The sequence below is a fragment of the Micromonospora sp. CNB394 genome (assembly GCF_000374985.1).
Classification (GTDB): domain Bacteria; phylum Actinomycetota; class Actinomycetes; order Mycobacteriales; family Micromonosporaceae; genus Micromonospora; species Micromonospora marina.
The window spans coordinates 713,591-736,895 of sequence record NZ_KB895825.1 but is presented as its reverse complement, the minus strand read 5'-3'; the positions used below and the strand labels follow the sequence as shown (position 1 = coordinate 736,895).

Annotated in this window: 26 protein-coding genes; 15 read left to right on the top strand and 11 right to left on the bottom strand. The window is 71.7% G+C overall.

Annotated features, from left to right (window positions below):
- Nucleotides 1–370 precede the first annotated feature (370 nt).
- The 3 genes from C569_RS0103420 to C569_RS0103415 all read right to left on the bottom strand — a co-directional run bounded on the left by C569_RS0103420 (nucleotide 371) and on the right by C569_RS0103415 (nucleotide 3,043).
- A complete protein-coding gene (locus C569_RS0103420) occupies nucleotides 371–1,774 on the bottom strand; it encodes a CBS domain-containing protein (RefSeq protein WP_026267658.1) in 1,404 nt (467 codons plus the stop codon).
- 173 nt (nucleotides 1,775–1,947) lie between these two features.
- A complete protein-coding gene (locus C569_RS32030; RefSeq protein WP_081635890.1) occupies nucleotides 1,948–2,163 on the bottom strand; it encodes a DUF397 domain-containing protein in 216 nt (71 codons plus the stop codon).
- On the bottom strand, nucleotides 2,156–3,043 hold the full coding sequence (locus tag C569_RS0103415; protein WP_018784426.1) for a helix-turn-helix transcriptional regulator: 888 nt from the start codon (nucleotides 3,041–3,043) through the stop codon (nucleotides 2,156–2,158). Before C569_RS0103415 ends, C569_RS32030 begins: the two co-directional genes overlap by 8 nt.
- Before the next feature lie 322 nt (nucleotides 3,044–3,365).
- Between C569_RS0103415 and C569_RS0103410 the strand changes: the two genes are divergently transcribed.
- From C569_RS0103410 to C569_RS0103380, 7 genes are all read left to right on the top strand, one after another.
- Complete coding sequence (locus C569_RS0103410) at nucleotides 3,366–3,647, top strand: DivIVA domain-containing protein (RefSeq protein ID WP_018784425.1); 282 nt, start codon at nucleotides 3,366–3,368, stop codon at nucleotides 3,645–3,647.
- Nucleotides 3,644–3,895, top strand: a complete 252-nt coding sequence (locus tag C569_RS0103405) for a hypothetical protein (protein ID WP_018784424.1) — start codon at nucleotides 3,644–3,646, stop codon at nucleotides 3,893–3,895. Before C569_RS0103410 ends, C569_RS0103405 begins: the two co-directional genes overlap by 4 nt.
- Before the next feature lie 146 nt (nucleotides 3,896–4,041).
- Entirely contained in the window at nucleotides 4,042–4,563 is a 522-nt protein-coding gene (locus tag C569_RS0103400) for a hypothetical protein (protein WP_231394693.1), read from the top strand.
- Nucleotides 4,564–4,724: 161 nt separating this feature from the next.
- Entirely contained in the window at nucleotides 4,725–5,315 is a 591-nt protein-coding gene (locus C569_RS0103395) for an SAVMC3_10250 family protein (protein ID WP_018784422.1), read from the top strand.
- Nucleotides 5,316–5,324: 9 nt separating this feature from the next.
- A complete protein-coding gene (locus tag C569_RS0103390; protein ID WP_018784421.1) occupies nucleotides 5,325–8,783 on the top strand; it encodes a protein kinase in 3,459 nt (1,152 codons plus the stop codon).
- Between the two features lie 6 nt (nucleotides 8,784–8,789).
- Nucleotides 8,790–9,404 (top strand): hypothetical protein, encoded by a 615-nt coding sequence (locus tag C569_RS0103385; RefSeq protein WP_018784420.1) that lies wholly within the window; start codon nucleotides 8,790–8,792, stop codon nucleotides 9,402–9,404.
- Between the two features lie 173 nt (nucleotides 9,405–9,577).
- Nucleotides 9,578–10,255, top strand: a complete 678-nt coding sequence (locus C569_RS0103380; RefSeq protein WP_018784419.1) for a class I SAM-dependent methyltransferase — start codon at nucleotides 9,578–9,580, stop codon at nucleotides 10,253–10,255.
- 23 nt (nucleotides 10,256–10,278) lie between these two features.
- On the opposite strand, the gene C569_RS0103375 is transcribed toward C569_RS0103380, so the two are convergent.
- From C569_RS0103375 to C569_RS0103355, 5 genes are all read right to left on the bottom strand, one after another.
- Complete coding sequence (locus C569_RS0103375) at nucleotides 10,279–10,563, bottom strand: hypothetical protein (RefSeq protein WP_018784418.1); 285 nt, start codon at nucleotides 10,561–10,563, stop codon at nucleotides 10,279–10,281.
- Between the two features lie 127 nt (nucleotides 10,564–10,690).
- Nucleotides 10,691–10,930, bottom strand: a complete 240-nt coding sequence (locus tag C569_RS0103370; RefSeq protein WP_018784417.1) for a hypothetical protein — start codon at nucleotides 10,928–10,930, stop codon at nucleotides 10,691–10,693.
- A complete protein-coding gene (locus C569_RS0103365; protein ID WP_026267656.1) occupies nucleotides 10,927–12,201 on the bottom strand; it encodes a WXG100 family type VII secretion target in 1,275 nt (424 codons plus the stop codon). Before C569_RS0103365 ends, C569_RS0103370 begins: the two co-directional genes overlap by 4 nt.
- The gene (locus C569_RS0103360) at nucleotides 12,198–12,518 is read right to left on the bottom strand and encodes a type VII secretion target (protein WP_026267655.1); all 321 of its coding nucleotides are present in this window, start codon (nucleotides 12,516–12,518) and stop codon (nucleotides 12,198–12,200) included. Before C569_RS0103360 ends, C569_RS0103365 begins: the two co-directional genes overlap by 4 nt.
- Nucleotides 12,505–12,906 (bottom strand): YbaB/EbfC family nucleoid-associated protein, encoded by a 402-nt coding sequence (locus C569_RS0103355; protein WP_018784415.1) that lies wholly within the window; start codon nucleotides 12,904–12,906, stop codon nucleotides 12,505–12,507. Before C569_RS0103355 ends, C569_RS0103360 begins: the two co-directional genes overlap by 14 nt.
- Before the next feature lie 164 nt (nucleotides 12,907–13,070).
- Between C569_RS0103355 and C569_RS0103350 the strand changes: the two genes are divergently transcribed.
- From C569_RS0103350 to C569_RS0103330, 5 genes are read left to right on the top strand one after another with little or no spacing between them, the layout of a single operon-like run.
- Nucleotides 13,071–13,898 carry a hypothetical protein gene (locus tag C569_RS0103350; RefSeq protein ID WP_018784414.1) on the top strand — a complete coding sequence of 276 codons (828 nt, stop codon included), beginning with the start codon at nucleotides 13,071–13,073 and terminating at the stop codon, nucleotides 13,896–13,898.
- 19 nt (nucleotides 13,899–13,917) lie between these two features.
- Nucleotides 13,918–14,244 (top strand): hypothetical protein, encoded by a 327-nt coding sequence (locus C569_RS0103345; RefSeq protein ID WP_018784413.1) that lies wholly within the window; start codon nucleotides 13,918–13,920, stop codon nucleotides 14,242–14,244.
- 1 nt (nucleotide 14,245) lies between these two features.
- Nucleotides 14,246–14,740 carry a hypothetical protein gene (locus C569_RS0103340; RefSeq protein WP_026267653.1) on the top strand — a complete coding sequence of 165 codons (495 nt, stop codon included), beginning with the start codon at nucleotides 14,246–14,248 and terminating at the stop codon, nucleotides 14,738–14,740.
- 28 nt (nucleotides 14,741–14,768) lie between these two features.
- Complete coding sequence (locus tag C569_RS0103335; RefSeq protein WP_139135500.1) at nucleotides 14,769–15,218, top strand: EndoU domain-containing protein; 450 nt, start codon at nucleotides 14,769–14,771, stop codon at nucleotides 15,216–15,218.
- 2 nt (nucleotides 15,219–15,220) lie between these two features.
- Nucleotides 15,221–15,634 (top strand): hypothetical protein, encoded by a 414-nt coding sequence (locus C569_RS0103330; protein WP_018784410.1) that lies wholly within the window; start codon nucleotides 15,221–15,223, stop codon nucleotides 15,632–15,634.
- Nucleotides 15,635–15,640: 6 nt separating this feature from the next.
- Here the strand turns inward: C569_RS0103330 and C569_RS0103325 are convergent, their stop codons facing one another.
- Nucleotides 15,641–17,008, bottom strand: a complete 1,368-nt coding sequence (locus C569_RS0103325) for a pyridoxal-dependent decarboxylase (RefSeq protein WP_018784409.1) — start codon at nucleotides 17,006–17,008, stop codon at nucleotides 15,641–15,643.
- Between the two features lie 262 nt (nucleotides 17,009–17,270).
- Here C569_RS0103325 and C569_RS0103320 point away from each other — a divergent pair, with 262 nt between their 5' ends.
- Both C569_RS0103320 and C569_RS0103315 read left to right on the top strand, forming a co-directional pair.
- The gene (locus C569_RS0103320; RefSeq protein WP_018784408.1) at nucleotides 17,271–18,239 is read left to right on the top strand and encodes a daunorubicin resistance protein DrrA family ABC transporter ATP-binding protein; all 969 of its coding nucleotides are present in this window, start codon (nucleotides 17,271–17,273) and stop codon (nucleotides 18,237–18,239) included.
- On the top strand, nucleotides 18,236–19,045 hold the full coding sequence (locus C569_RS0103315; protein ID WP_018784407.1) for an ABC transporter permease: 810 nt from the start codon (nucleotides 18,236–18,238) through the stop codon (nucleotides 19,043–19,045). Before C569_RS0103320 ends, C569_RS0103315 begins: the two co-directional genes overlap by 4 nt.
- A gap of 44 nt (nucleotides 19,046–19,089) precedes the next feature.
- On the opposite strand, the gene helR is transcribed toward C569_RS0103315, so the two are convergent.
- Entirely contained in the window at nucleotides 19,090–21,261 is a 2,172-nt protein-coding gene (gene helR / locus C569_RS0103310; RefSeq protein WP_018784406.1) for an RNA polymerase recycling motor ATPase HelR, read from the bottom strand.
- A gap of 225 nt (nucleotides 21,262–21,486) precedes the next feature.
- On the opposite strand from helR, the gene C569_RS0103305 reads away from it, so the two are divergent.
- Entirely contained in the window at nucleotides 21,487–22,278 is a 792-nt protein-coding gene (locus C569_RS0103305; protein ID WP_018784405.1) for a TetR/AcrR family transcriptional regulator, read from the top strand.
- A 3-nt stretch (nucleotides 22,279–22,281) separates the two neighbouring features.
- Here the strand turns inward: C569_RS0103305 and C569_RS0103300 are convergent, their stop codons facing one another.
- The gene (locus tag C569_RS0103300; RefSeq protein ID WP_018784404.1) at nucleotides 22,282–23,292 is read right to left on the bottom strand and encodes a YafY family protein; all 1,011 of its coding nucleotides are present in this window, start codon (nucleotides 23,290–23,292) and stop codon (nucleotides 22,282–22,284) included.
- Between the last annotated feature and the right edge of the window lie 13 nt (nucleotides 23,293–23,305).

Below are 23,305 nucleotides of genomic sequence, written 5' to 3'. Positions count from 1 at the left end.
GGCGGGACGTCGGCCGGCTGCACGGAACAGGGTCGGCCTCGGCCGCTGAGATTGGAGCGTTGCTGACCCACTTGGATCGGCTGGAATACGCGGCCAGCGAACGGAGGCGCCCGACAGGTGATCAGTCCAGCTAGACGTCCAATGCCGCCCACCCGAGAGCAGTGGTTAGGCGTCGCCGACGGGGCGGTCGAAATGTCGCGATGAAGTCTTGCAGGCAGCGGAGGACCTGGCAGCACGGTGCCGCAGACCGTGCGAGCCGGTACCCCGATTTGGTGCGAGACGAGCAAGGGCGTTACCGGCTCGCCGGACGGCGCGATCAGGTGGCCGAGTAGCCGCCCCCGGCCTAGGCATGACGTCGCCGCTGATCAGGTCAGCGTCCGGTGTATCGCCGGATCACGTTCAGGAAGTGCCTCAGCTTCACGACCTCGCTCGGACGAACCGGGTCGGGATTGAAGTGCATGACGTTGTTGCGGACCTTCCGCAGCTCGTCGAGCCGAGCGACGAACAGTGACCGGTCCAGCGGCCACCCCAACTGTTGCCAGCAGGCTTCGTTGGCGAGCACGGCTTGGTATTGGCTGATGGACATGCTTTCCAGCGACTTGAACGTCAGCCGAGCGGCGAGACAGGCATTTCGAACGGTGTCTTCGTCGAACGTGTTAACAATCAGCTGCCGTAGCTCCTGATCGATTTCACCAATCAGGAAGAACGGGGTAGCCGTCTCGTCGTACTTGCGCACGACGTCCGCAGCGGTGACGATTCCGCTGATCTTGCGCTGATCGTCTCGAACGAAGATGAAGCCGTGCTGCTGTAGAACTCCCAAGACGTCCAGCAGTCGAGTGTCGTAGTCGAAGACGCGGTCGCGGGCCCGGCGGTCGATCGCGTCGCTGAAGCTCGCTCCTAGATCGCGATGCTTCGCTGCCGCGATCGACTCCCACGAAACAGAGCCGTGAAGGGTGTGTGGGTTCGCCAGCACGGCGACCTGCGAGAAGTCGTTGATCTCCATCGCGGTGATGGCCTCTTCGAACGAAGCCGTCGGACCAACTGAGACCAGCGCCATCTTGTGGGAGAAGAGGTTGTCGAGGGTGAGCCCGATGTCGACGCTTTCCTCGTTCATCTCGGGAGCGGTGGCCTCGCTGCTGTCCTCGGAGGCTTCCGCCTCGGCGTCGCTGTTGGTTTCGGGTAGGACGTCGATGCGGATCATCCGGTCGAGGCTGACCGCCCGGAAGTCCGGCACCGTGGCCAGGCCATGGTTCGCCAGGTCGGCGTCGATCTGCTCGCTCGCGATCCGATCCCGGTCCTCCAAGTCCCACAAGCCGATGAACTCTCTGACTGTCATCGTTCGCGGCGTTCCGGACTCTGCCTCGGAGCGGGCCGATTCCAGTACCCCGAAGCGTCGCTGCACCGCTGCCGTTTCCGCGCGCGGCACCTCTTCATTCGCCGTCACTTCTGCGGCGACGTCGCGGAGAAGTTGCAGTCTGAGTTGATGGAGTGTTCGGCCGCCTATGCCGACCTGCCAGGCTGACCAGCCCGCCACCGCCCGTCGCCGGGCCACGACCGCTCCGGCCTTGGACGGCGTACTGAACTCCCTGCCATCCTGCAGGCGTAGGCGGCCTCGTTCGGTCACCGTGGCCTGGTGCGGCGGATCGCCGATACGCTGCTGGAAGTAAAGGTCGTCGCCAGCCTTGAGAAGGTTTGCGTCCATCAGGTCGGAGATTCGCACCCGCCTGCCATCGAGAAGGTGGGTGCGACGGGGACGCGGCTCTCCGTTCGACATTCTGCTCTTTCCTTGTCGATGGCTTTGGCTCCCCACTGCCGGCCGATGAAGGCAAGTTCGGGAGTAGGTCGTCGGAGCGTACGCATGATCCACCGTAGGCATTGTCGTGCATCCGACTCATGCATCTGCTGCTTGAGCGGCACGGAGGCTACGGGCTGGCGCGCCGTGGCCGTCTAGAGCGCCACGATTCTAGCTGCGCATCGATTCCCAAGGCCCGCGATGAAGCGGTGCCAAGCGTCAGGATCGAACGCCAAAGAAGGTCCCTGCAGGTCCTTGGAGTCGCGTACGGCCACGACTCCGGGGACATTGGTGGCGACCTCGACGCACGCCCCGCCGTTGTCGCCGCTGCGGGTGCTCTTGCGCCACACCGCGTCGGTCAGATCAGTCATGCCGCATCTCCCCAGCAAGCCGCTTGATCATACCCTTCGATTCTTCCTCGTCGAGCGCAAGCCCATCCAGCCCTCTCCAGACTCGCTCGTAGGCGACCAGTTCCTCGGGCTTGTCCAGGTAGAGCGCGCCGGTCAACGACTCGCTGTAGACGATGGACGGCTCCGGGGTGGCGCGTCCACCCTTGGTGGGCGGGAAGTCGAGAATCATGAACGTGCCGGCGACGGCGCCGGGCTGAGGTCCCGCTTGGAGCGGCAGCACTCGCACGGCTACGTTCGGCAACTCGGAGAGCTTCAGCAGGTGATCGAGCTGAGCGGTCATCACCCGGGGGCCTCCGACGACGCGGCGGAGCACGCTTTCGCAAAGTACGGACTCCAGCCGAGGTGCCGCCGGAAGCCGTCGCATGAGCAGTGCCTGCCGCTGTAGCCGCACCTGAACTGCGCGCTCGCGCTCCTCATCGCTCAGCGTGCCCCCGAGGCGGTAGAGCCCCTGCGCGTACTCCTTGGTCTGAAGGACTCCGGGGATGAGCGACTCGTCGTAGCCGCGGAGACGGGACGCGGCCGATTCCAAGCCGACGTACAGCTCGAACCAGCTCGGCACCGCGTCCCCGTACGCGTGCCACCACCCCTTCGACTTCGTCTCCGCGGCCAGCCCTCGCATCGCCTCGGTCATCTCCGCGGACACGCCGTACAGCTCGCACATCGCCTTGACGTCCAGCACCCGCACCGGCCCGAGGCCGCACTCGATGCGCCAGATCTTCTGCCGGCTGTACTCCAGCGCCTCGGCGGCGGCGTCGAGGGTCACGCCGGCCTCGTTGCGGAACTGGCGTAGCAGCCGGCCGAGCTGTCGGCGCGGCACGGTCGAACCGATGTCTTCCGCCATTCGGGCACTCCCTGGTTCCATCCGGCAACAACGAGTGACGTAGCTCTGCAACGTCTACTCGTTTCCACGAAATAAGTCAATGCACACCCCAGAAATGCGCCCTTGGAACGTTGCGCGTCCACTGCGCACTGTCACAGGATGACTACCGGCACGACGGCCTGGCGATCTCTACGGCCCGGCCGCTGTGCCTGTCGATCGGTGATCCGTTGAGCAGCCCTGGGGCCGTACCGCTGAACGAAGCTGCGGTGTCAGGGCGGGGTGGGCCCGCCGGCGCGGGACGGGCAGGCGAGCCCACCCCTTCCACGACAAGGAGGACAGGCTGATGAGCGTCCGTAACGATCGACCGGGGCGGGGCAGCGGGACGACCGCGTACCCCTCGCTGCTGCCGTGGCAGGTGCGCGAGCGCCGATTCCCGCCCGCCCGGTTCGGGCGCCGCGGCCTCGACCCCGATGCGGTGTACGCCTACCTCGGCCGGGTCGCCGGCGACATGGCCTCGCTCCACGCCGAGATCACCAGGCATCGCCAGGAGACCCTGCGGATCAAGGTGGCGCTGCGCCGCTGGCAGTCCGAGCAGGCGCGGCAGGCGAACGGCGAGCGCCGGTGACCGGGCGCTGGGTCATCCACCTGCCGGTGACCGCCGCCGACCTGCCCGCCGCGCAGCGCCTGGCCCGGGTCGTCGCCCGGTGGACCGGGATGCTGCCGCAGACCGACCCGGGGGAGACGACCGTGTCGGCCGAGGACGACCAGAACGTACGCCATCGGGTCTTCTGCGACCTGCTCATGTCCGGCGGCCGGCGGTGCCTTCTTCGCGCCGACCATGGCGGCCCCTGCTCCCGCCGCGTCCATCGTTGACGCCGCTCGCCGTTGTCACATCGTCGGTGCACGTCCCCTTCCCCGAGGGTCGGCTGCTCGGCCTCGGCGCAGCAGGCAGTTGCGTCTGATGCCGGAGAGACCACTGGCTCGGCTAACGTGCTCGGTGGGGGAGGTGGGTCGCGTTAATGCAAGGGGGCGCCCGGTTCAAGAAGGAACGCCACAAGGTGTCGAAACGGGCGCCGCGCCTCGTCGGCGGAAAGGGCGCTTCGCCGTCCGGCGCCACGATAAAGCGTGAGTACCCGGTCCGGCGCGGCCCCTGGGAAACCCCAGCGATGCGGGCCGGCGACGGCAGGAGGCCCGTATGGCTGTGGCTACAGGATGAGGAGGTCCACGCCTCCCTCGTCCCGGTGGACGACACGCCGCCGCGTCGGCTGGGCCCCGCGGACGTCGCTCGGCTCCTGCTCGCCGACCCGTCTCGGGCGATGCCGGCCATCCGTGCGCTGACCGGCGTCGCCGACCACGAGAAAGCGTTGGCCTGCCTCCGGAGCTGGCGTCGGTCTGCCCGGACTGCGGCCAACCTCGACGCCTCGGACCTGTCGGGCCGGCGGGTGGTGGAGGCGATGCGGAAACCGGACCGGCGCGACCCGGACGGCAGTATAGGCACGGTGTCGGGCGGCCTTCCGAGCATCAACAAACGCCGCCGGTGACACGGGCTGAGGCTCGGTCAGGCGGGCTTCGCCCTGCGTACGCGCGGCGGCGAGCGCCCGGTGGCGTGGCGGACAACGATCGCCGTCGATCGAGGGTCGGCGGCGCGAGCGTGCGTCACGTAGGGTGGGGCTCGGACGTCTCCCCGTAACCGGAGTGCATCTTGAGCCTGAAGTACTACCTCTACCTGTCGCACCTCAAGATCGGGCTCCTGGCCGCACAGGTCGCCTCCGCCGCGCAGCACGAGACCGAACTCGCCGTGGACCTGAAGGTCGTCCGCTACAGCCGCAAGGCGGTCCTGCCCGAGCGCCACGACCTCGACAAGCTGGAGAAGGTGATCCGGCACCTGCAGGACGCCGACCAGATCGGCGCCGCCTACGAGGAACGCCCCTACGTCCAGGCCTGCCTGGAGATGCGCTGGCAGGTCTTCCCGACCGCCGGCATCGTCGTCTTCGCGGGGACGCTCGACGACCAGGTCGTCATCCTCGGCGGATCGGCGTCGCACGTGGTCGGTGGCGGCGACGCCGAACCGGTCGGATCGGTCCCGCCGTACCTGTTCCGCAAACTTCGGGAACTGCGGGCCGACCCGGGCGAGTTCGACGACGAGCGCTTCCACGAGTCGCTGGCGCAGATCGGGGCCGCGCTGCCGGGGCCGGCGCAACGGGTCGAGTTCGTCGCCAAGCGGCTGGCCGAGAAACCAGGGGCGAACGGCACGCTGCTGGGTAGTCCGATCTACGTGGCGCTCGTCGACTAGGGCTTCGGCGTGGACGCGGGGCAGGTCATCCGGTGGCGGCCGGGGGAGACCGTCCTCGACACGTTCCGCATCGAGGAGGTCGTCGAGACCGGCGGCACGGGGTTCGTCTACCGCGCGCATCACCTCGGCTGGGGCGTCGACCTGGCGGTGAAGACACCGCGCCCCGACCTGGCCTCGGCGCCCGGGATCCTCGACCTGCTCGCCCAGGAGGCGCAGGCCTGGACCGACCTCGACCCGCACCCGAACGTGGTCGGCTGCAACTACGTGCAGCGCGTCGGGGCGTACCCGGTGATCTTCGCGGAATGGGTCGCGGGCGGGGACCTGACCGCGGCGGTCCGGGACGGTCGGTGCCGTGACCTGCCGCGGGCGCTCGACGTGGCGATCCAGATGCTGCGCGGCATCGGGCACGCCCACGCGGCGGGCCTGGTGCACCAGGACGTCAAGCCGTCAAACGTCATGTACGACGGCGAGACGGCGAGGGTCACCGACTTCGGCACGGCCAAGGCGAAGGCATCCGTCTCCTCGCCCCCGCAGGGTGGCGACGAGACCGGGTACGCGACGCTCGGCGGCTTCACCCCGCAATATTGCTCGCCGGAACAGGTCGATCCGGCGGGCCGGATCGGCCGGGCCAGCGACATGTGGTCCTGGGCGTTGACAGTGATCGAGTTGCTGCACGGGCGCCGGCTCTGGAAGTGGGGCCACGACGGTGCGGACGCGCTGGCCGAACTACGCGACGATCTCCCGCCGGCGCTGCGAGACCTGCTGGCGGGCTGCCTCGACCGCGATCCCCGGTCGCGGGTCGGCGACACCGCCGAGGCGGAGGCCGTGCTCCTGGACGTGTACGCAGACGGCACCGGAAGCCCCTACCCGCACTCCGGCCAGGTCCCGCCGTCGCTTCGGGCCGACGGCCTGTCCAACAAGGCGCTGTCGCTGTGGGACCTCGGTGAGCAGAGCCGGGCGATCGAGCTGTTCGAGCGGGCCAAGACGATCGACCCGAACAACGTCCGCGCGGTCTACAACCACGGGCTGATCAGGTGGGCCGACGGCCTGGTCACCGACGAGACGCTGCTGTCGGAACTGCGCGCCACCGGCGACTCCTGGGAGGCGGACTACCTGGCCGCGATGGTGCACATGGAACGCGGTGACGGTGTCCTCGCCGCCCGCCACCTAACCGAGGCGGACCGGAAGCACCCGGGCTCACCCGAGATCGCGGTCGCGCGGGAACGCTGCGCCCGGCTGGAGCCGAGAGGCACCCTTGAGGTGTTCGGGCGCACGTCCGGCACGGTCGTGGCGATGGCCTGCGACCACGACGCGACACACGTCGTGGTGGCGGAGGAGTCGGGCCGGGTGCGGATCTGGGACGCGTTCACCGGCCGGGTCGTCGCCGAACTCGCCGATTCCGGTCGGGTTCCCGTCGATGTCGCCATCGACCACGCCGGCACCCGGATCCTGGTCTGCCACCGGGATGCCGTGGTCGAGGCGTGGCGCCTGGTGGACGGAGCCGCCGAGCCGGACGGCCGGTGGGAGGGTGGCACGGCCGTGGCGCTCAGCCCCGAGGGCGGCTTCGCGGCCGTGGGCACGGCCGACGGCCGCGTCCTCGTCCTCCGCGCCGGCACGTGGGAGACGGTTGCCGACATCCGGCCCCACCAGGGCAGGATCACCCGGGTGGTCCTCGGCCCGGACGCCGAGGTGCTCGTCTCGGCCTCGCTGGGGCGTGTCCACTCGGGGGTCGACCACCGGGTGGAGCAGTGGTGGCCGCTGCGTCGCACCCGGATGCGGGGCCTGCAGATACCTCCCGACGAGGTGGAGCCCGACCACCAGAAGGTCGCAGTGGCAGCGGACGGCTCGACCGTCCTGAGGCGCGGCTTCCGCTCGCTGATGGCGGTGGACATGCGGGTCTGGGACGGGCCGCGCCAGTGGGAGATTCCCTGGCTGACGAGCTACGACCTGCTCGGCGTCTCGGGCCGTGCGGGCTGGGCGCTGGTCGACCCCGGGACCGGAGACCTCCAGGTCCTCGAACTGGCCAACCGCCGCTGCGTCCGCACCTTCGACAAGGACTTCGAGCGGGGTACGCGTCGCGACGCGACGACGTTCAGCGGCGACTGCGGGTACGCCGTCGTCGCCGAGTCGGTGGGCTTTCCCCGCGGCCAGACCTCGCTGTCCCGCCTGCCCATGCCGCTCAGCGGACACCTCGCCCCGTGGTCGTACGCGCCACCCCGCCCGGTCGGTGTCCTCGCCCACGAGGAGAGCGCATTCGAGCAGGTCATGGATCGAATCGAAGCGCTGATCGAGGCCGGGGGGCGACGGGCGGCGGCGGAGGCGATCCGCGAGGCCAGGGCCATTCCCGGCTATCACCGCCACCCGCGCCTGCGCCGTGCGTCCCGGGCCGCCGGCCGGGATCTGCGGCGCACCGGGCTGGCCGGCGTCTGGGTGCAGCAGGAGCTGTCCGACATCATGCTCACCCGCGGAACCTTCGACGTCAGTGATTCCGGCAGGTTGTTCGCCTTTCCCGCCAACGTCGACGAGGTGGAGATCTTCGATCTGGAGACCCTTGAGAAGACGGGTTCGGTGACCCAGCAACGCAACCCCGCCACCACGCTGCGCTTCGCCAGGGGCGACCGCGATCTGGTCGTCGTCTACTCGGACGGGTCGGTCGCCTGTCACGACACCGCGACGTTCCAGCCACGGATCCGGGTCGCCGGTGCGCTGCCCAGCGACGAGGGGACCACGACGCTCGATCTCTGCGGCGACCTGCTGACCGTCGGATTCGGGTACGGCCTGGCGACGGTGTGGTCGCTGGAGGCCGCCGCCTGCGTCGCGACGGTCCGTACCGGGCGCGGCATCATCGCCGGCGTCACGGCCGACGAGGAATCCCGGCTGATCGCCGTGCACCTGCGAACGGGCGACACGAACACCGTGGAGGTCCGGTCGACGGACACCGGAAAGTTGGTGCGGACCTTCCCGCACGTCGACGCGCACACGGAGATCCGCTTCGCCTCCGGTGTGCTGCTGATGGCCGGGATGACCCGCCTGACCGCGTGGCGTCCGGATGGCCGGCGCCCGCTGTACGAGATCCAGTGGGTCAAGCACAACTCCTCGGCCACCCTGTCCTTCACCGGCGGCCGTCGCCTCGCCGCCATCGCCGGTCAGCAGGGCTTCGTCGTCTGGCACACCGCGACCGGAGACCTGGTGTTCGACGGAAGGTCCGTCGGCGATCCCGACCACCCCGTCTACGGGATCGACAACGTGGCGGTGTCCGCCGACGGAGCGTTCGCCGTCGCGGGAGACCCGGGCGAGCAGACCGTCGATGTCTGGGACCTGCGAACCGGGCGCCGGATCCGCACGCTGCACGGTCACCTCGCCTGGGTGAACGCGGTACGCGCCGACGGCTCCTTCAGCACCGTCGTCACCGGCGACTTCCAGGGCACCGTCCGCATCTGGGGCCTCGACTGGGACCATGGGGAGTGATCGATCATGTTCGGACGCCGCCGCCGGCACGAGGAGCTACGGGCGAAGTTCCTGGCCAACCGGGATCGGGTCCGCTCCTGGTGGGAGGACTGGGAGATCCCCGAGGTCGTGTGGGCCGACGAGTTCAACGACGTCCCCGCACCCTGGATCGTGCTGGAGCAGGACCGGGAGAACTGGCTCAGCATCCACGCGCCCGTCACGGAGACCTACTTCTGGATGTTCCTCGGGCGTCCGTTGACCCCGGGAGTCCGCGAGGTGCGGGTCCGATGGCAGTTCGGGGCGGGGCACGGGTTCGAGGAACTCGACCTGACGATCGTCAGTGTGTGCGACCCGTCGTACCTGGCCGAGAAGCTGACCCTGGCGGTTCACCAGGCCCGCTTCAAGGGCTGGCGGGACGAGGACGCGCAGCCGGTCTACGAGTGGCTGGTCGAGGGCGTCGGCATGACCCCCCTCGACAACGCCGTGCGGGGCACCAAGCGGTTGGGGTTCGTCCTGATGACGTTCAGCCGTTTCCCTGACAACGACGGCAACGTGTTCGTGCGACTGACAGTGGTCGAGACCGACCGTGCGCAGGACGGCTCACCGCTCGACGCCGACGGGGTGTCCATCCCCGAACGGTAGGCGATCGGGACCGGAGGCGATGGTGCGGATGCCGTACGGCAGTTGCGACCTGCGGCGCGCAGGGGGACGGGCGCGGCGGTCGAGGCGTCGGGTGCGTGCCCTGAGCAGAACCGCTGGCCTCGGAACCGTCGCGGCGGGCAGGCTGCCGTTGTGGCGACGGCTTCGGCGGTGAGGTGGCGACCTACCACGCACGGCATCGGCGCGGCTGTCCGCCCGAGGTGCTCGACGCGCTGGCGGCAGCCTTCCGTCTCGGCGCCGACGACACGGTGGTCGACGTCGGCTGCGGCACCGGCCAGTCGAGCCTCCCGCTCGCGCATCGGGTGGGCACGGTCGTCGGCGTGGACCCGGAACCGGACATGCTGGCGATCGCCCGGCGTACCGCCCTCGACCGGGGGATCGGCAACGCCACGTGGCTGCTCGGCAGCGACAGCGACGTGCCCGCGCTGTCCCGGCTGCTCGGCGGGGGAAGAGTCGGTGCGCTGACCGTCGCCGTCGCCGTTCACTTCATGGACCGCGACGCCCTGTTCGCGGCGGCCCGGCCGCTGTTGCGCCCCGGAGGTGGCATCGCCGTCGTCACCAACGGTGAACCCTTGTGGACGCAGGACACCGAGTGGTCGCTCGCGTTGCGCGGATGCCTGGAGCGGATGCTCGGTCACCCGGTCACGGCACGATGCCAGACCGACGAGGACGGGCGTCGGCGCAACCGGGAGGCGCTAATGTCGGCCGCACGGCTGCCTCTTTCACGACAGCGGGCGGCGTTCGCCGCCGAGGTGCGTGACGCCGTCGGCGGGCCGGGCGTGGTGACCGAGCGGGTCGTCGTCCGGCTGCAGTGGGGGATCGCCAGCTCATAACCCATGGTGGGGACGCGGATCAGCTACGTCACCAAGCGGTAGTTGGGGATACCTCTGGTGCGTTCCTCGATCGGTGCGGCAACGGACCGGGCCTCCACTCCGGCGGGAACCGGAGCCCGGGAGATGTGTATGCCCTCCAGGCAGGTGTCACACCAGAAGGAGGCGTAGCCGTACCCGGCGCCCGGAGGGCCGGTGAACACCATCCGGAGGGTTCGGTGACCGCAGTTCGGGCACTGGTGGTCGGACTCGGCCGGCAGGGTGCGGTAGACGACCTCGTACGCGTCCAGCCAGGCGTCGAATGAAGCCACCAGCTACTCCTCCGGTCTGACCGGGTGGCTTCCCCACCGCTCGCCCTCACGAGCCTCGTATTGCAGGGCCGACGTGAGCAAAAGCGTTGAGCTCTGGTTGCAGTGCGACGCGCTCGACGAGGGCCAGCTAACTCGCGAAGAGCATGCGTTGCGGGAAATCGCCCCGGTCACGCCAGGCATTGACGATTTTGGCGGTGATCGCGCTGGCGGCGGCGTTGAAGTCGCCGTCCTCGACTCGTGCCTGCAAGGTCCTCACGTCGATGACGAGGATGCGATCGAACCTGTCCTCGAAACCGAACTCGTAACGCGCCTCGTCCGCTGGGGCCTCGATCCGGCGGGCGGCGACCATCATGCCCATGTCGCTCATTCTCCAAGTCTCGAATAGTCCTCGTACGTAGGGGCCGGTATCGAGTCCTCCCAGTTCGCGATCCGGTTCGCAGCGAGATGAGCTTCCCGGTAGTCGGCGTGCGGGTTTTGACGGTAGTACCGCGACTCCGCCAACTCGTGTTCCAGGAGCCTCAAGTCCTCCGGCAGGGCACCACCGCGCCGCAGACGTAGCCACGCCTCGGCCATCGGCGCACTCGGGTCGTACCGTTGGCGAACGATCCCACCGGAATAGTCGTCCATGGGGTGCTCCTCGAAGAAGATGTGCCGGCGGACCTGCTCGACCTCCGCCGGTGAGAAGCCCCGGGATCCGTCGAGGCGAGGGGCATCACCGAGATTGCGTGCGACGGCTTCGGCATCCTCGTGTTGGCGGATCGCCTCATAGGCGTCCTTGGCCCAGTTCTCCTGGCGATCGTAGTCGGACAGATTGCGAGGTCGGCTGGTATGGCCACCATGGATCCCGTCAACGGGGACGTGCGGACGCTCCGGCGTGGTCCGGGTAAGCCGGCGCAGCGCCTCCTTCAGCTTCTCGATCAGGTCGCCGAGGCGCCGCATCTCCGGCATCAGCCGCCGCAGACTCGCCAGCAACCCCCGCAACAACCGCGCGATCCGCGCCGCCCACGACGCCACAGTCGTCGTCACCTGCTCCACCACGAGCGGCGTCGCCAGCCCGGCGGTGGCGACCAGTTCGGCCGCGTACACGATCAGGCGGGACACGCACGCGGCGATCGCGTCGCGGACCAGCAGCCGCACGGCCGCGACCAGGCCGGCGGCGCCCTCGGTGATCGCTGCCGTCGCCTCGGCGGCCCCCGCCAGCCCGGTGACGGCCTGCTGCTGCTCGTCCGCCCAGCGGCGGTAGCCGGTGACGGCGGCGCCGGTCCAGCCGGTGACCTCGGTGCGTACGGCGTGGGCCAGCTCGGCGGCGTCGTCGCGCAGCGACGCGGCGACGTTGCGCCAGGTCTGCGCGTGCGCGGTGATCTCGGCGGGATCGCCGGCCAGCCAGTCGAGGGCCTCGCTGAGCGGCTTGACGTGCTCGATGAGCCAGGCGATGCCGTACTGGAGGAGCACACCGGCCGGGTCGGACACGAGGGCGAGCGCGTCGAGGCCGGCGCTGACGACGCCGAGGCTGCCGTCGATCCAGCTGCCGGTGCGGACGCCCTGGGCGATGAGTTCGATGTCCTCGCAGATCCACACGCCGGCCCACGGGCTCGGTCCGGTGTCCGCCGCGGCGGCGACCAGCGGGTTCGTGGTCACCGGCGATGCCGTACCCGGTCGAGCAGGTCCGCGGCGTGCGCGTCGGACGCGCGGTAGCGCTCGGCGCTCGACCGCAGCTTCCCGGCGGTGTCCCGGACCGAGGCGGCGGCGGTGCCGATGCCGTCGGTCAGGGTCCGCTGGAGGCCGTCGAGCAGGACCGGCATGATCGCGCACAGCTGCCCGTACGCGTCGGCGCTCAGCCGGACGTGTTGCCCGGCCTGCCGGGCGGTGTCGATGCTGTCCGCGCAGCGGCCCAGGTGGGCGGCGTGCGCGGTCAGGTCGTCCGGGTCGACCTGGAGGCCGTCACCGGCCGGCATCCGGCGCACCCGGGTCGGGGTCGAGACGCCGCCGGTGGGTCTCGACGATCGCCCGCGCGGCCGGGTCGTCCGCGCCGAGGGCGTCGGTGGTCGCCTCGGTGAGCCGCCGCAGCAGGTCGGCGCGGGCGTCCCGGGTGACCGCCAGGATCTGCCGGGCGGTGTGTGCGGCGGAGTGCTGCCGGACGCGCTCGTCCAGGCGCAGGTCCGTCAGCGATCCGTTCGAGTCGACGCTGACCTCGATCAACCCGTCGGCGCTGCGGGCGGTGCCGGTCAGCGCCCGTGTGCGGGCGGACAGGTCGCGGGCGCGTTCCGCCCGGTCGGCCAGCGACCACTCCCACTCGTCGAGCCGTCGTGCCGCCGCGTCCAGCGCGGCCTCGTCCGCCCACATGACGAACCTCCCCAGAGGACAACGGTGCCCGACACGGTAGCAACCGGTAGCGCTTCGTGTGGGCCCCGTGACGGCGCGACAGTGGGTGTCCTCCCATGTGGAGGGACGTCCGGGCGTGCCGGGCGTTGCTAGGGTCTGGTTGACCGTGACGGGGAGGCAACGGGATGACACAGGACGCCGCGGTCGGCGACTACGCGCTGCGCGTCTCCGGCTACCGCGAGGAGCTGGCGGCCCTGCGCGCGGGCGGGCATCCCGCCGGTGGTGTGACCGCAGAGGCGCGCGGCCGCGCCGCCGACGGCCAGGTCGAGGTGACGGCGGAGGACGGGCGGCTGCGCGCCGTCGACCTGGCCGCGCCGTTGATGCGGCTGTCCGAGGGCGAGCTGGGCGGCCTGGTCGAGCAGGCGGTGAACGACGCGCTGACCGCGTCCCGCGGCAGCCTGGCGAGCAGCGAACCGGTGGCCGACCTGTCCGCGCTGACCGGAAGCCTCGGGGCCGTCCTCGCCGAGAGCGAGGCGGCGATGCGCCGACTTCACGGCGCGATCGCCGAAGCCGTCGCCACGGCCGGTCCGGCGACCGGGCTCGGCGGCGATCTCCCGGCGACCGGGCCGGCGGGCCTCCTGAACCAGGTCATGAACGTGCTGGGCACGGCAACCGGCGGAACGCCGCCCGACGACGGCGGGAACGAGCGGTGGAACGGATCCGATGACGCCGGCGGTGTGCGCGCGGAGGTCGACGGCTCGGCCCGGCTGACCCGGCTGGAGTTCACCCGCCCGCCCCGGCGGCTGTCCTCGGCGGAACTCGGCGAGTCGGTGGTGGTCGCGGTCAACCGCGCGCTGGAGCAGATCCCCCCGGCGGTGGCGCCGCAGGGGCTGGGCTCCGCCGTGCTCGACGCGCGGCTGCGCGAGTTGCAGGAGGCGAGCGTCCGTCAGATGTCCGCGCTCACCGGCGCGCTTACCGGCGTGATGCGGACCATCCGGGAGCCGGGACGTTGATCGACGGAGGGGAGCGCTGATGGCCCGCGAAATCGAGATCGATCCCGAATCGATCATCGGGGCGGGCGACGACATCGTCGCCTCGGCGCAGCGTCTGCGTGCCGCACTGTCCGCGTTCGACGCCGAGTTGGCGGCCTTCGGCACCCCGTGGGGCAACGACGACCTCGGCTCGCTCATCGGGATGGTGTACGAGACGATCCGCGACCTGGCGCTGGAGAGCTACGAGGCGAACCTCGTCGAGATCGAGGACATCGGGAAGCTGAGCCGGGTGATGGGTCTCAACTACCAGGAGACCGAACGCATGATCGCCGAAAGCCTCGGCCGCTTCCGTGAGGTGCTCGACTGACATGGGAATGACCCTGCCGGGAGAGCTGGTGTCCCTGCTCGCCATGCTCGGCTACACGTGGCCCGAGGCCGACGAGACGAAGCTGCTGGAGATGGGCCAGGCGTGGCTCGCCTTCCCGGACCGGCTCCGTGCTCCGGTGGCCGACGCCGACCGGTCGGCGCAGCAGATGTGGACCCAGAACCGCGACGACGCCATCGAACGCTTCCAGACGAGCTGGCAGGCCGCCGACTCGGCGAAGACCAACCTGGACGACGGGGCGTCCGCGGCGGCGCTCATCGGAACCGGGCTCATGGTGTGCGCCGGGATTGTCCTCGCGTTGAAGATCAACGTCATCGTGCAGCTGACGCTTCTCGCGATTCAGATTGCGCAGGCGGTCGCCACGGCCGCTGTCACGTTCGGCGCCTCCCTGCTGGAGATCCCGATCTTCAAGCTCATCACCGGTGTCCTCATCGACCAGTTGCTCAACCTGGCCACCGAAGCGGTGCTCGGTGGGTAGGCGGGGAAAGGCCGGTCTCTTCACGCCGGTGGAGAAATGGCTCCGGGCCCGGATGCGGCACCGCCGCTATGCGCACATCTTCCGCGGCCACGTGAACACCAACGCCACTCCGCCCCGGGGCACCGGCTTCCACCACCGGTTCATGGGAGAGAACCCGCCGGGTGCCCGGGTCCGGGTCGACGCGGACGGCCGCGAGATGATCCTCGAACGGCACGCCGACGGCACGTACCGCGCTCGCGTCGACGTGCAGGACGACGGCGGTGTCTGGCGCCAGAAGCGCGGTTCGAGCACCTTCTTCCCGGACAACTGGACGCCGCAGCGGGTCGACGAGACGATCGAGGGCGCGTTCCGGTCCGGCGGCCCGCACCCGGACGACCCGAACAAATGGCAGGGGCGGGCGAACGGGCTGCTCGTGGAGGGCTTCTACAATCCCGGTGGCACGACGTGGTATTCGGCTTGGCCGGTGGGGGGACGCTAGCTGTGGGTGACATCCAGTTCGGGCGCAATCAGAACGGCGCGCCCACCATGACCAGCGGTGACGCGCGTTTCCGCCCGTTCGCCTCCCAGCTCGTCAGCGACATCCAGACCTACGCCCCGGACTGTCTCGAGCTGCTGCAGTGCATCGACGACGTGATGTCCGGGCGCTCGGACTACGAGGAGTACGAGGGCAACTCCACGGTGGTGCGCTGCACACCGACCGGCGTCAACGTGGACAGCCTCGGACCGGTGCCGTCGGGAGCGTCGTACACGGTCGACGAGGCCCGCACGGTGATCCTCGCCTACTTCGACTTCCTCGCCCCTACGCCTGCGGAGAAGAAGCGTCACCTCGCCACCTGGGAGCGGGAGCACGGCGGCCCCTTCCCCGGGCGGCACCTGCTGCGTCTGCCCGGCTGACACCGCTCAGCGGGCCAGCCGGGCGATCGCCGCGACCGAGCGGTCCACGTCCGCCTCCGTCGTGGTCGCGTTCGACACCGAGATCCGCATCAGCCGCCGCCCCCGCCACGTCGTCCCGCCCGCCCAGCACGTCCCGTCGGCCTGCACCGCGGCCACCACCCGGTCGGTGCGCGCGTCGTCGCCGAACCCGACCAGCACCTGGTTGAGCACCACGTCGTTCACCACCTCGAACCCGGCCGCGGTCAGCCCGTCGGCGGACCGCCGGGCCAGCGCGCAACACCGCTCGACCAGGGCGGCGACGCCGTCGCGGCCCAGCTCTCGCAGGCCCGCCCAGACCGCGAGACCACGGGCGCGGCGGGAGGACTCCGCGGTCAGGTCCGCGCCCGCGGGCACCCCGCCGGAACCCACGAGGTACGCGGCGGCGAGCGACATGGCCGCCGCGTGCGCGTCGGGCCGGGCGCAGAACGCGAACGCCGTGTCGTACGGCAGGTTCAGCCACTTGTGGCCGTCGCAGGCCCACGAGTCGGCTGCCGCCAGCCCGTCGACCAGGTGCCGGGTGGCCGGGCTGGCCGCCGCCCACAGTCCGAACGCGCCGTCGACGTGCGCCCAGCCGCCGTACCGGTGGGCCAGGCCGCAGGCGCGGCGCAGGTCGTCGCACGCGCCGGTGTTCACGTTGCCGGCCTGCAGGCACACGATCGTCGGGCCGGGACCGGCGTCGCGCAGCGCCGCCGCGAGGGCGTCCGGGTCGATCGCGCCCTGCGGGCCGACCGGCACCGCGCGCAGCGCGTCGGTGCCGAGACCGATGAGCCGCAGCGACCGGTCGACGGTCGCGTGCCGTTCGGCGCCGGCGAACACGCGCACCGCCGGTGCGCCGGTCAGGCCGCGCCGTTCCACGTCCCAGCCGGCGTCGGTGAGTACCTGGTGGCGGGCGGCGGCGAGCCCGGCGGTGTTGGCGGCCTGCCCGCCGGTGACGAACCCGACGGACGCGGTCGCCGGGATGCCGAGCAGCTCCTTCAGCCAGGTCCCGGCGACCGTCTCGGCGGCCACCGAGGCGGGGGAGGCGACCGCGTTGAACGCGTTCTGGTCCCACCCGGCGGCCAGCATGTCCGCGGCGGTGGCGGCGGGCAGCGCACCGCCGATGACGAAGCCGAAGTAGCGTGGCCCGGCGCTGGCGACGAGTCCCGGTTCGGCGGCGGCCACCAGCTCCGCGAGGACCTGCTCGGGCGGGGTGGGCGCGTCCGGCAGCGGGCCGGCGAAGGCCCGGGTCATCGCGGCCTGGTCCACGGGTACGCCGACCGGCCGGTCCGGCAGCGACAGCCGGTAGTCGGCCGCGTGGTCGGCGGCGCGCCGGAACAGGTGTCTCAGGTCGTCCATCGCCGCACCCTAGCCGAGGGCGCGTTCCGCCTGAGCCGCCCTCATGAACCGTCCTCACCGCCGGTCGTACCGAGTGCGGCGTCGAGGCGGTCCAGGTGCGCGGCGACCGGTCCGCGCCGAGGCCCTGCGCGCGTTACTCAAGCGGTAGGCCCGGCGGCCCGGGCGCGGCGCGCGCCCCGGGCCGCCGTCGCGGAACCGCCGCTGGCGGACGGCCTACCGTACGTTGTACGTTAGTGCCTTCGTCGACGGAGGGGGAACAGACGTGGAACACGCGATCCTCGCGGAGGGCCTGCGCAAGCGGTACGGGAACAGATCCGCGCTCGAGGGATTCGACCTGCGGGTGCCGCCGGGCACCGTGTGCGGGCTGCTCGGCCCGAACGGCGCCGGCAAGACCACAGCCGTCCGCATCCTCGCCACGCTGCTGCGCTTCGACGCGGGGCGGGCCGAGGTCGCCGGCTTCGACGTGGCGGGCCAGGCCGACCGGGTACGCCACCGCATCGGCCTGGTCGGGCAGCACCCGGCCGTGGACGAGGCACTGAGCGGCCGGGAGAACCTGGTCATCTTCGGCCGCCTGTTCCACCTGGACCGGGCCGGGGCGAGACGGCGGGCCGGCGAACTACTCGACCGGTTCGGGCTCGCCGACGCCGGCGACCGGCCGGTACGCACGTACTCCGGTGGCATGCGCCGCCGCCTCGACCTGGCCGCCGGGATGATCCTCGCGCCCGCGGTGCTGTTCCTCGACGAACCGACCACGGCGCTGGACCCGCGCGGGCGCAACGAGGTGTGGGAGGCGGTACGCGACCTGGTCCGCGGCGGTACCACCGTGCTGCTCACCACGCAGTACCTGGACGAGGCCGACCAACTCGCCGACCGCGTCTGCGTGCTCGACGCCGGGCGGGTGATCGCCGAGGGCACCCCTGACGCGCTCAAGTCCCGCCTCGGCGGTGACCGGATCGAACTGGTCGTCCGCGACGCCGCCGACCTGGCCGCCGCCGCCGGGCGGCTGCGCGCCGTCGCCCGCGCCGAACCGGCAGTCGATCCGGACCGGCGGTCGGTCAGCGCCCAGGTCGGCGACCGGGCCGGCGCGCTGACCGAGGTGCTGCGCGCGCTCGACGCCGACGGCGTGGGCGTGGCCGACGTGGCGCTGCGGCGACCCACACTGGACGAGGTGTTCCTCCAGCTCACCGGCGCGCCGTCCGCCGCCCGTGCCGCCGTGGAGGTGACCGCGTGACCGCGACGGTGAACCCGGCCCGGCGCCCCTCCCTGGCCGGTGACGGCCTGACGCTCACCGGGCGCGCGCTGGCGCACTGGCGGCGCGAGCCCGGCCCGCTGATCGGCTCGCTGGGCTTCGACATCCTGATCGTGCTGATGTTCGCGTACCTGTTCGGCGGCGCGCTCCAGGTGCCCGGCGGCGGCAGCTACCGCGAGTTCCTGATGCCCGGCATGTTCGCCATGGCCATGGTCTTCGGTATCAGCATGACCACCATGGCGGTCTCGGCGGACCTGGACCGCGGCGTCACCGACCGGCTGCGGTCCATGCCGGTGTCGCGGCTGGCCCCGCTGCTCGGCCGCGCGGTCGCCGACCTGATGTTCGCGGTGGTGACGCTCGCCGTGCTGCTGTTGGTCGGCCTGGCCGTCGGATGGCGGGCGCGCGGCGACCTCGGAGACACGCTCGCCGCGCTCGGGCTGATCCTGCTGTTGCGGTTCGCGCTGGTCTGGGTCGGTATCTTCCTCGGCCTGACCGTGAAGGGGCAGAGCGCGGTCACCGCCGTGCAGACGCTTGAGTTCCCGCTGGGCTTCCTGTCCAGCGCGTTCGTGGCGCCGTCCACCATGCCCGCGTGGCTGGGCGCGGTCGCCGAGTGGAACCCGCTGTCGGCGACGGTCGGGGCCACCCGGGAGCTGTTCGGCAACCCCGGCTGGGGCGGCGACTCATGGGTGGCCGCGCACCACCCGCTGCTGGCGGTGCTCTGGCCGCTGGTGCTGGTCGCGGTGTTCCTGCCGCTGTCGCTGCGCCGCTACCGGGCGCTGAGCCGCTGAGCCGCACCCGGGGGCGGCGGCCGTACGCCGCCCCCGGGGAGCGGTCACGGCCCGGTGAGCACGGCCAGTTCGCCGGTGGCCCGGGTCATCGCCACGTACCGGTCCACCGCGCCGGCGATCCCGTCGCCGAGCGACTCCGGGTCGACCAGCACCACCAGGTCGAACTCCAGCCCCTTGGCCAGCACCGGGCTCAGCGACCGGACCCGGTCGCAGGCCGGGAACGCCGGATCGCCGATGACGCACGCGACGCCCTCGGCGTGGGTGGCGAGCCAGCCGTCCACCACCGCGCGCAGCTCGGCGCGGTCGCCGTACCGCACCGGGGCGCCGTCACGGATGGACGTGGGCACGTTGGCATCCGGGAGCACGGCCCGGATCACCGGTTCGGCCGCCGCCATCACCTGCGCCGGAGTGCGGTAGTTGACGGTCAGCGTCGCCACCTCGACCCGGTCGAACCCGACCCGCGCCAGCCGCTGCGGCCACGACTCGATGAACCCTCGCCGCGCCTGCGCCCGGTCGCCGACCACGGTGAAGCTGCGTGACGGGCAGCGCGCCAGCAGCATCTGCCACTGCGCGTCGGTCAGCTCCTGCGCCTCGTCCACCACGACGTGCGCGAACGGCCCGGCCAGCAGGTCCGGATCGGCCGCGCTCAACGCGCTTTCGTCGACCAGGCTGGTGCGCATGTCCTCGCCGGACAGCATGGTCATCAAACCCTCGCCGTCGTCGTAGGCGTGCGACGCGATCAGCGCGTCGACCACCGTGTCCATCTCGGCGCGCTGCGCGGCCAGCACCGCCTCGTCGCGGCGCCGCCGCAGCGACGCCTCCGGATCGCCGACCCGCCGCCGGGCCGCGTCCAGCCACGGCAGGTCCGCCACCGTCCAGGCCCGGGCGTCGGCCCGCCGCAGCGTACGGATCTCCTCGACGCTCAGCCACGGGGCGCACCGGCGCAGATAGGCTGGCACCGACCACAGGTCGGCCACCACGTCGAGCGGGTCCAGCAGCGGCCACGCCCGGCCGAACGCGGTGACCAGTTCCCGGTCGCGCCCCAGCGCCCGGCGGACCGCCTCCTGCGGCTCGTCGCCGTGGTACTTCTCCACCAGGATCGTCAGCAGTTCCTCCCACACGTCGTCGCGGGCCTCGTTGTGCCCGACGCCCGGCCCGGCCGCCTCGAACGCCGTCGCCCAGTCGCCGGCGGTCAGCCGCAGCTCGCTGTCCCCGACCCCGACCGTCATCCCGGCGGACGGCGGCTCCTCGTAGAACCGCACCGCCGCGTCGACCGCGCGGACCACGTCCCCGGACGCCTTCAGCCGCTCCACCTCGGGGTCGGTCTCCGGCGCCGCCGCCGCGCCCTCGGGCACCAGGTCGGCGAGGGTGCAGATCTGCACGTCCTCCTCACCCAGGCTGGGCAGCACGTCCGACACGTAGTTCAGATACGGCTGGTGCGGCCCGACCACCAGCACCCCGCCCCGGCGTTCGCCCAGGCGCGGGTCGGCGTGCAGCAGGTACGCGGTGCGGTGCAGCGCCACCACCGTCTTACCGGTGCCGGGACCGCCGTCGACCACCAGCGCGCCCCGCGACCCGGCCCGGATGATCGCGTCCTGGTCGGCCTGGATGGTGCCGAGCACGTCGCGCATGCGCGCCGACCGGGTCGCGCCCAGGCTGGCGATGAACGCCGACTGGTCGTCCAGCGCGGCGTGCCCGGCCAGAGCGTCGGCGGTGAACACCTCGTCCCAGTAGTCGGTGATCCGGCCTGCGCCCCACCGGTACCGGCGGCGGCTGACCAGGCCCATCGGGTCGGCGTGGGTGGCGCCGAAGAACGGCTCGGCGGCGGGGGAGCGCCAGTCCAGCAGCAGCCGGCCGCCCGCGCCGTCGGTCAGGCCGAGCCGGCCCACGTACACCGGCGCCGCGCCGTCCGCGCCGACCATCCGGCCCAGGCACAGGTCCAGGCCGTAGCGGCGCAGCGTACGCAGGCGCGCGCTCAGCCGCCGGACCTCCTGATCCCGGTCGACCGCCTGCCGGCCCCGGCCGCCCGCGGCCCGGCGCGTCGCGTCGAGCCGGTCGGTCAACTCGGCGATCGAGCGGCGCAGGCTGTCCGCGATGGCGGCGAAGTGCCGCTCGTCGGCGGCGATCAGGTCCGGGTCGGCCTTCGCCGACAGACGCTCGGGAAGATCGAAAACGCTCGTGGCGGGCAGGTTCAACTCGTCTCCGATCACGGGCACGGCCGAGCCTCCGCTCTTCGCGGCTCTTTCGAATGGCTCGGCGATGGGTTACGGCCGGCAATTGTGCGCCGTCACCCCGGTCTTGCGGCAAGACCGGGGGTGCGCTATATGTTGGTAGTGGCGGGGGAACCCGCCATTCTTTTTGCCCGAACAATTCTCGGGCTGCTTTTCTCCGGCGTCCCGCCGAGGACCGGTGCCCGGCGTGGCCGGTAGGATGACGGCACCATGTCGAAGGAGCGCCGGCGCAAGGCCGATCCCGCCCGCAGCCTGGCCCTTCTCTGGCGTACCCGGGAGCCGGCCAGCCGCGGCGCCGGCCCCGGCCTCAGCGTCGACCGGATCGTGCGTACCGCGATCGAGATCGCCGACGCCGAGGGCATCGACGGGCTCACCATGCGCCGGGTCAGCGAGGCACTCGGCGTGGGCACGATGTCCGTCTACACGTACGTGCCGGGCAAGGCGGAGCTGCTCGACGTCATGGTGGACGCCGTCCTCGGCGACCTGCCGCGCCCGTCCGACGTGCCGGGTGGCTGGCGTGGGCGGCTGGAACGCATCGCGCGGGACAACCTCGCGCTCTACCGGGCCCACCCGTGGCTGCTGCGCGCCGAGACGACCCGGCCGGTGCTCGGCCCGAACGTGCTCGCCAAGTACGACTACGAACTGCACGCGGTGGCGGACATCGGGCTCGACGACGTGGAGATGGACGCGGTGCTCACGCTCGTGCTGGGGCACGCCAAGAGCGCGGCCCGGGTCGCGCTGGACGTGGCCGAGCTGGAACGCGAGACCGGGATGACCGACGACCAGTGGTGGCAGACGCACGGGCCGTGGCTGGCGAAGTTCATGACGGCCGGCAGCTTCCCGCTCGCCGCACGGGTCGGCACCGCCGCCGGCATGGCGCACGGCGGGGCGTACGGGCCGGACCACGCGTTCGAGTTCGGCCTCCAGCGGGTGCTCGACGGCATCTCGGTGGTGGTCGCCGACCGTGCCACGGATGAGCCGGAGCCCGGAAAGACCGCGTGACTCCTACTGCGCACCCCGCACGTCCGGGCCCTCCGCGGCGGCGGCGTAGCGGCGGGCCAGGCGGGCGAACGCCTCCCGCAGCTCCGGCGGCCCGACCACCTCGATGTCGGCGTCGTAGCGGCCGAGCACAGCGGCCAGCCCGGCCCACGACCAGGCACCGAGCACCAGCCGGCACCGGTCGGTGCCCAGTTCCTCGACGATCCCGTCGCGGGTCCACCCGGACACCGTCCGGGCGGGCAGGTCGAGGAGCACCTCGCCCCGGCAGGGCCAGTCGCCCGGCCCGGTGGCGCCCTTGAACCGGCCGGCGACGTACGCGGCCACGTCCCCGCCGGGCAACTCGCGGGGCGTGAACCGGGGGCCGGTGGGCGTACGCGGGCTGATCCGGTCGACCCGGAACGTGCGCCAGTCGTCGCGGTCGAGGTCCCAGGCGACGAGGTACCAGCGTCCGCCCCAGGTGACCAGGTGGTGCGGTTGCACCCGGCGCGGCGGCCGGCCCGGGACCGGCGGCGCCGTCGACACCGACTCGTAGTCGAAGCGCAGTTCCTCGCGGGCGTGCACGGCGGCGCTCAGCGTCATCAGCAGCGCCGGTTCCACCCGGTGCCGGGCCGGCGTGCCGGCGCGTTGCACGTCGACCACCCGCAGCGCGTCCACCCGGTGCCGCAGCCGCGGCGGCATCACCTGCCGCACCGTGGTCAGTGCCCGCGCCGCGGCCTCTTCGATGCCGGTCACGCCGCTGGCGGCGGTCTGCAACGCCACGGTCAGCGCCACGGCCTGTTCGTCGTCGAAGAGCAGCGGCGGCAGCGCCGAGCCGGCGCCCAGCCGGTAGCCGCCGTCCGGGCCCTTGGCGCTCTCGATCGGATAGCCCAGCTCGCGCAGCCGGTCGACGTCGCGGCGCACGGTACGCGGGCTGATCCGCAGCCGTTCGGCCAGCAGCGGCCCCGGCCAGTCCCGTCGCGCCTGTAACAGGGACAGCAGCGAGAGCAGTCGGGCGGAAGTCTTCGGCACGACACGCATTCTGCCTCGAGAA

Coding starts and splice junctions, on each gene's coding strand:
- C569_RS32030 (WP_081635890.1), bottom strand. CDS start 2,163: ATGACTGATCTGACCGACGCGGTGTGGCGCAAGAGCACCCGCAGCGGC.
- C569_RS0103385 (WP_018784420.1), top strand. CDS start 8,790: ATGTTCGGACGCCGCCGCCGGCACGAGGAGCTACGGGCGAAGTTCCTG.
- C569_RS0103305 (WP_018784405.1), top strand. CDS start 21,487: ATGTCGAAGGAGCGCCGGCGCAAGGCCGATCCCGCCCGCAGCCTGGCC.
- C569_RS0103340 (WP_026267653.1), top strand. CDS start 14,246: ATGGGAATGACCCTGCCGGGAGAGCTGGTGTCCCTGCTCGCCATGCTC.
- C569_RS0103415 (WP_018784426.1), bottom strand. CDS start 3,043: ATGGCGGAAGACATCGGTTCGACCGTGCCGCGCCGACAGCTCGGCCGG.
- C569_RS0103360 (WP_026267655.1), bottom strand. CDS start 12,518: ATGCCGGCCGGTGACGGCCTCCAGGTCGACCCGGACGACCTGACCGCG.
- C569_RS0103370 (WP_018784417.1), bottom strand. CDS start 10,930: ATGAGCGACATGGGCATGATGGTCGCCGCCCGCCGGATCGAGGCCCCA.
- C569_RS0103300 (WP_018784404.1), bottom strand. CDS start 23,292: ATGCGTGTCGTGCCGAAGACTTCCGCCCGACTGCTCTCGCTGCTGTCC.
- C569_RS0103355 (WP_018784415.1), bottom strand. CDS start 12,906: ATGTGGGCGGACGAGGCCGCGCTGGACGCGGCGGCACGACGGCTCGAC.
- C569_RS0103420 (WP_026267658.1), bottom strand. CDS start 1,774: ATGTCGAACGGAGAGCCGCGTCCCCGTCGCACCCACCTTCTCGATGGC.
- C569_RS0103410 (WP_018784425.1), top strand. CDS start 3,366: ATGAGCGTCCGTAACGATCGACCGGGGCGGGGCAGCGGGACGACCGCG.
- C569_RS0103325 (WP_018784409.1), bottom strand. CDS start 17,008: ATGGACGACCTGAGACACCTGTTCCGGCGCGCCGCCGACCACGCGGCC.
- C569_RS0103345 (WP_018784413.1), top strand. CDS start 13,918: ATGGCCCGCGAAATCGAGATCGATCCCGAATCGATCATCGGGGCGGGC.
- C569_RS0103350 (WP_018784414.1), top strand. CDS start 13,071: ATGACACAGGACGCCGCGGTCGGCGACTACGCGCTGCGCGTCTCCGGC.
- C569_RS0103400 (WP_231394693.1), top strand. CDS start 4,042: ATGCAAGGGGGCGCCCGGTTCAAGAAGGAACGCCACAAGGTGTCGAAA.